7 protein-coding genes are annotated in these 5,907 nt (G+C 65.6%); 5 read left to right on the forward strand and 2 right to left on the reverse strand.

The features are described 5' to 3' along the window. Window positions 1-281 precede the first annotated feature (281 nt). Together DLJ49_RS20560 and DLJ49_RS20565 are read right to left on the reverse strand one after the other, a co-directional pair. On the reverse strand, window positions 282-731 hold the full coding sequence (locus DLJ49_RS20560; RefSeq protein ID WP_115395384.1) for a sll1863 family stress response protein: 450 nt from the start codon (window positions 729-731) through the stop codon (window positions 282-284). Window positions 732-741: 10 nt separating this feature from the next. After that, complete coding sequence (locus DLJ49_RS20565) at window positions 742-1,029, reverse strand: sll1863 family stress response protein (RefSeq protein WP_115395385.1); 288 nt, start codon at window positions 1,027-1,029, stop codon at window positions 742-744. 131 nt (window positions 1,030-1,160) lie between these two features. Here DLJ49_RS20565 and DLJ49_RS22640 point away from each other — a divergent pair, with 131 nt between their 5' ends. The 5 genes from DLJ49_RS22640 to DLJ49_RS20585 all read left to right on the forward strand — a co-directional run bounded on the left by DLJ49_RS22640 (window position 1,161) and on the right by DLJ49_RS20585 (window position 5,555). After that, the gene (locus tag DLJ49_RS22640; RefSeq protein WP_115395386.1) at window positions 1,161-1,538 is read left to right on the forward strand and encodes a cupin domain-containing protein; all 378 of its coding nucleotides are present in this window, start codon (window positions 1,161-1,163) and stop codon (window positions 1,536-1,538) included. A gap of 4 nt (window positions 1,539-1,542) precedes the next feature. After that, on the forward strand, window positions 1,543-2,955 hold the full coding sequence (locus DLJ49_RS20575; protein ID WP_115395387.1) for a dihydrolipoyl dehydrogenase: 1,413 nt from the start codon (window positions 1,543-1,545) through the stop codon (window positions 2,953-2,955). Window positions 2,956-2,991: 36 nt separating this feature from the next. Further along, a complete protein-coding gene (locus DLJ49_RS20580; RefSeq protein WP_115395388.1) occupies window positions 2,992-4,254 on the forward strand; it encodes a DUF2254 domain-containing protein in 1,263 nt (420 codons plus the stop codon). Between the two features lie 12 nt (window positions 4,255-4,266). After that, on the forward strand, window positions 4,267-4,503 hold the full coding sequence (locus DLJ49_RS21565; protein WP_147277382.1) for a hypothetical protein: 237 nt from the start codon (window positions 4,267-4,269) through the stop codon (window positions 4,501-4,503). 77 nt (window positions 4,504-4,580) lie between these two features. Continuing rightward, entirely contained in the window at window positions 4,581-5,555 is a 975-nt protein-coding gene (locus DLJ49_RS20585; protein WP_115395389.1) for a zinc-binding metallopeptidase family protein, read from the forward strand. Window positions 5,556-5,907 lie beyond the last annotated feature (352 nt).

The raw sequence follows: 5,907 nt of genomic DNA on the forward strand, positions 1-5,907 counted from the left end.
TCCCGCAGCACCACGGCCCCGGCGTCACTGGTCAGCCGCTCGGCCCGGCTCTCGACACGCAGAGACCTGTTGAAGCCCGTGGCGACCGGCTGTAGCGTTTCACCCATGGCGTGCTCCGAACGCTGCTGTCGGACTTGGTGTAGCAACTTGATTCTACAGAGCTTTCGCGGGCACGTCAGCCATTTCCCCCAATTTCGATGAATAACGCGGGGTCTACAGAAATGCTTCGGTCCGACCCTTCGCTGCCCGCGATCCTTGCGCGGGCGGCGTGGGCCGGACGGTCAGTTGTTGGAGGCGTCGTCTGCCGCGCTCCACGCTTCTGAAAAAGCTCCCCAGGCGTCGGAGAAGCCGGTCTTCAGTTCGTCCCAGGCGCTGCTCGCGCCGGACTCCAGCGCACCGTAGCGCTCGCCGAGGCGGTTGCGCGTCTGCCGCAGGTCGCGCAGCCGCGCCTCGGCGGTCTCGCGCGCGGCGTCAGACATCTCCGACCAGTTCTCACGCAGGGCCTGCTCGCGCCGCTCGATCTCGGCGTCGAGACGGTTGAGTGCCTCGCGCGCCTCGGCCAGCGCCTGGTCGCGCTCCTGCTCCGAATAGGCCGCGATGGCGTCCATCGCGTCGGAGATTTCCGCACGCACCTCGTCGGCGGTGGTCAGCGCGTCCGGGTCCTGCGCCGCGGCGGGCATGGCGAGCAGAGCTGCGAGCCCTGCCGCCCGCAGGGTATCGAGGAAGGTCATCGGCATTTCCTCACTTGAAGCGGGCCATGGCGCTGTCGAAGGCGGCGGAGATGCTGTCCCAGGCCTTGTCGAAGCCCGCCTTCATGTCGCTCCATGCGTCGTCGCTGGCCTCGCGAAGTTCCTTCAGCCTGGCCTCCGCCTCGTCCCGTTGCTTGCGCGCCTCGTCGAGCTGCTTCTGCGCCTCGATCTTCGCGTCGGCTTCGGCCTCGTCGACCTGCGCCTTCATCTTGTCGATCTCGGCGTTCCACTGGTCGATCTTCGCCTTGGCTTTTTCGATATACTGGTCGCGTTCGGACATCGGAGCGATTCCTTCCTGTTGAGGGGGGGGTGCAGATGCACGCGTTCTGACGGTAGCCGATTGCTTGCTGGTTGAATAGCGGGCTAAGTCCTGAGCAGACGCGTCAAATCATGGCACGAGGAGGCCGCACCATGTCCGAGACCACGAAACTTACACTGCCTGTCGTCGAACTCGCCCGCGCGAACGACGAGTTCCGCAAGGTTCTCTGGACCGGCGACAAGACGCAGCTTGTGCTGATGGCCATCCCCGAGGGCGGCGAGATCGGCGGCGAGGTGCACGAGGGGCACGACCAGTTGCTCTACTTCGTCGCCGGGTCCGGCGTGGCGAAGATCGGCGAGACCGAGACCGAAATCGCCGATGGCGATGTCAGCATCGTGCCGTCGGGGCATTTCCACAACTTCAAGAACACCGGATCGGGGATGCTCAAGCTCTTTACCACCTACAGCCCGCCCGAGCACGCACCCGGCACCGAGCACGAGACCAAGGCCGAGGCCGACGCGGACGAGTGAGCCGGTGAAGGTCGACACCGTCATCGTGGGCGCGGGCAGCGCGGGGCTTTCGGCCCTGCGCGAGGTGCGGCGTTACACCGACGATTTCCTGCTGGTGAACGACGGGCACTGGGGCACGACCTGCGCGGCGGTGGGCTGCATGCCGTCCAAGGCGCTGATCGAGGCGGCGAACGCCTTTCACCGGCGCGGCACGTTCGAGGAATTCGGCATCCGCGGTGCGGACGACCTGAGCGCGGACATCCCCGCCGTTCTCGCACGCGTGCGCGCGATGCGCGACGGGTTCGTGAAGGGGCCCGAAGCGGTGCCCGAAAAGTTGGGCGAGCGTGCCATCTCGGGTCGAGCGCGCCTGCTTGGCCCCGGGCGCCTCGAGGTGAAAGGCGAGACGGTCGAGGCGCGCGCGATCATCCTCGCCCCCGGCAGCAGCGCGATCGTGCCAAAGCCGTGGCGCGCGTTCGGCGACCGCATCCTGACCACGGACACGCTGTTCGAACAGACGGACCTGCCGCCTCGCATCGCCGTGATCGGCATGGGCGCCATCGGGGTCGAGATCGCGCAGGCGCTGGCCCGGCTGGGGCTGGAGGTGGCTGGCTTCGACGCGATCGAGGCGTTGGCGGGCATCGACGATCCGCAGGTATTGGTCGCCTTCCGCCCGCTGATCGGGGCTGAAATCGCACTACATCTCGGCGCTCCGGCGGACCTTGAGGATACCGGAGGCGCGATCCGGGTGACCGGCGCGGGCGGGTCTTTCGAGGCCGACGCGGTTCTGGCGGCGATAGGGCGCAGACCGAATATCGAGGGTCTCGGGCTGGAAACGCTCGGCGTACCGCTCGACGATGACGGGCTGCCAGAGGTCGATCCCGCCAGCTTGCGCATCGGCGATCTGCCCGTGTTCCTGGCCGGCGACGCGAACGGGTATCGCCCGCTGCTGCACGAGGCCGCGGACGAGGGGCACATCGCCGGCCGCATGGCCGCGCCGGACGCAAGCAGCGCCGGGCTGTGCCGACGCGCCCCGCTGTCCATCGTGTTCTCGTCCCCTCAGGTGGCGCGGGTCGGCCCGCCGTTATCGGATCTCGGCGATGCGGACATCGCGACCGGCAGTGCGGATTTCTCGAAACAGGCGCGCGCCCGCATGGCGCAGACCGCCGCCGGCCTGTTGCGCATCCATGCCGAGCGCGAGACCGGACGCCTGCTGGCCGCCGAGATGTGCGTGCCGGGTGGCGAACACCTGGCGCATCTGCTGGCGCTTGCCGTGGAGCAGCACATGACCGTCGCCGACATGCTGGCCATGCCATTCTACCACCCGGTCCTCGAGGAAGGGCTGCGCAACGCGCTGCGCGACCTTGCCAAGGATGTCGCGGGCGCGGGCGGGTCGGATCTCTCCGACTGCAAGGCAATGGGCCATGATGCGCTCGATTGACGCCCATGCGGCGCGCAAGACAAGGCGGAACGGGCCGTGATCTCGCGCTATGCCTGGTATCTTCGGGAGTTCCTCAAGAAGGTCTGGGTCCGCGTCGTCGGTTTCGCGATCCTCGCCTTGCTCGCGGCTGTCCTTGCCCGGGTCCTTTCGCCGTATCTGCCGCCCGCGCTTGCGCTGCAGACCGGCTCCGAGGCGGTGTCGCAACTCCTCGGCATCCTGACCTCGTCGATGCTGGCGGTGACGACCTTCTCGCTTTCAATCGCGGTTTCGGCCTTCGCCGCGGCTGCGGGGTCGGCCACACCGCGCGCGACGGTGCTGCTGCAGGAGGATCGCACGACGCAAAACGTGCTGGCCACGTTTCTTGGCGCCTTTCTGTTCGGGCTCGTCGGCCTCGTGGCGCTTCACGCAGATTTCTACGATGCCTCCGGCAAGGTGGTGGTGTTCCTGTTCACTGTGCTGGTGATCGGCCTCGTCGTCGTCGCGCTGATCCGGTGGATCGGTCACCTGATGCAGTTCGGTCGCATGGGCGATACGCTCGACCGGGTCGAGCGCGCGGCCTGCGACGCTCTGATGCGGCGGTTGGAAAACCCCTTTCTCGGCGGCAGGCCGCTGCGTGATGCGCCGCCCACGGAAGCCGCGATCATCGGTGCAGAAGACACCGGCTACATCCAGCATGTCGACATGCAGGCGCTTCAGGACTGCGGGGAAAGCCTCGAGACGGATGTGTTTCTTCATCGTCTGCCCGGCAGTTTCGTCGCGCCGGGCACACCACTGCTGTCGGTGAAGACATCGTCGCTCGACGACAGGCAGCTGGCCGACCTGCGCAATGGCGTCACCATCGGGCCGTCCCGGAATTTCGACGAAGATCCGCGGTTCGGGGTTATCGTCCTGACCGAGATCGCCTCTCGCGCGTTGTCGCCGGCCGTCAACGATCCTGGCACGGCGATCGACATCATCGGACGTCATGTCCGGCTTCTGGCGCGGTGGCGCCTGCGCGACGACGCCGAGGTGCGGTTCGACCGGGTTCACGTTCCTCCGATCCTTGTGCAGGATGTGATCGAGGACGCCTTTAGTCCGATCGCGCGCGACGGTTCCGCGCTGTCCGAGGTCCAGATCAGGCTGCAGAAGGCGTTGGCCGCCCTGTGCGGCGTCGCCCCCGAGCTTTTCGCCCACGCCTGCATGGCGATGTCACGCGAGGCGATCGCGCGTGCCGAGGCCGCGCCACTTCTGGCTGGGGAAATGGCTGCCATCCGCAGCGCCGCACCCGATCGGATCCGAGCTGACGGGCCTGTGCCGTGATGCCTTGTCCTTGTGAAGCTTTACCGTAATACGGAAGCCAACCAGCTGGTTACAGAAACCAAATCGAGGGGAATATTCATGTCCGCACCAAAGACAAACATCGAAAAGCAGAAACGCCGTCACTGGCCCGCCATTCTTGGAATTGCAGCAGCACTTGGGATCGTCGTTGCAGTCTTGCTGGCTCTCGGCCTGTGGGATGGTGTACCGCTTGACGAGCAGGCTGCTCCGGCTGCGGCCACACAGGATTGACGAGCTGACGGCCGTCACCACGTTTCGTCGCCGAACGCCGTGCCAAGGCGCACTCCCCAACAATCCGGACCACGCAAATGAAAATCTTCGAGTGTCCCACCTGCAGTGGTCGCCTGTTCTTCGATAACATGTCGTGTTCCTGTGGCGCGGCAGTCGCTTTCGATCCCGGCAGAAGTTGCTTCGTGACCGAAACGTCGTTCTGCGCGAACCGCGAGCAGATCTCTTGCAACTGGGTCGCCGGCTCTGGCGGCGGTCTCTGCGAAAGCTGCGCCCTGACCACCGTCCTCCCGGATCTTTCTGTCGCGGGCAACCAGTTGCTCTGGTCGAAGGCCGAGCAGGCGAAGCGGCGGGTGCTGGCGGGGCTGCGGCGGTGGGGCTGGTTCGGCCCGGAAGATCAAGGTCCGCGCCCCGAATTCCACATGCTGTCAGAGGCCACCGCCTCCGGACCCGCCGACATCACGATGGGCCACGCGTCGGGCCTCGTCACGATCAACCTCGCCGAAAGCGATGCCGCCGAGCGGGTGCGCAGACGCGAGGAGATGGGCGAGCCCTACCGCACGATGGTGGGTCATTTCCGCCACGAGATCGCGCATTTCCTGTTCGAGCGTCTGGCAGTTACGGAGACGTTCCGGGACGGTTTTCACGCGCTTTTCGGCGACGAGACCGCGGATTACGGTGCCGCCCTGATGAGGCACTACGAGACAGGCCCGCCCGAGGGATGGGAAAACGCCCATATCTCGTCCTACGCATCGGCGCACCCGCACGAGGACTGGGCCGAAAGCGCGGCTCATGCACTGCACCTTGTGGACATGGTCGACAGTTTCGCGGCGGCCCGCCTGTCTTCGGAAGCATTTTCCGGAGCCGGCTATGATGCCTATGCGGAAGAGGACGCCGCTCGTCTTCTGACCGCGGCGATGGAGATCGGCGTCGCCCTCAACCATGTGAATCGCGCGCTCGGTGTCAGCGATCTCTACCCATTCGTTACACCCTCCACAGTACTTGAAAAGCTGGCTTTCGCTCAGAAGTGGCTGAAGCTCGGCCAGCCCGCTTGAGCTTGCTTTCCAGATACTATCGCCGAACGTGTCGCGTGCGGGGCATGAGTGAAAACAATAATTTAGACTGGAGAAGGTTGGACGTCAGGCCCATCCCCTCCGCCACTTGCCCTCGCGAAAGAGTTCTCCCGCTCCGGCTGCGGCCGGATTTTTCCGTTGTTTTCGAGGGTTATGCGCGATGAGCTGTTGACTGTGGTGGCGGCCCGAAGGCGCAACGTCACTCTCTGAGCCCGCCTTATTCATCGAAATCGGGGGTAATGGCTGGCGTGCCCGCGAAAGCTCTGTAGAATCAAGTTGCTACACCAAGTCCGACAGCAGCCCTCGGAGCACGCCATGGGTGAAACGCTACAGC

Source organism: Rhodovulum sp. 12E13 (genome assembly GCF_003340565.1).
GTDB lineage: Bacteria > Pseudomonadota > Alphaproteobacteria > Rhodobacterales > Rhodobacteraceae > HLUCCA09.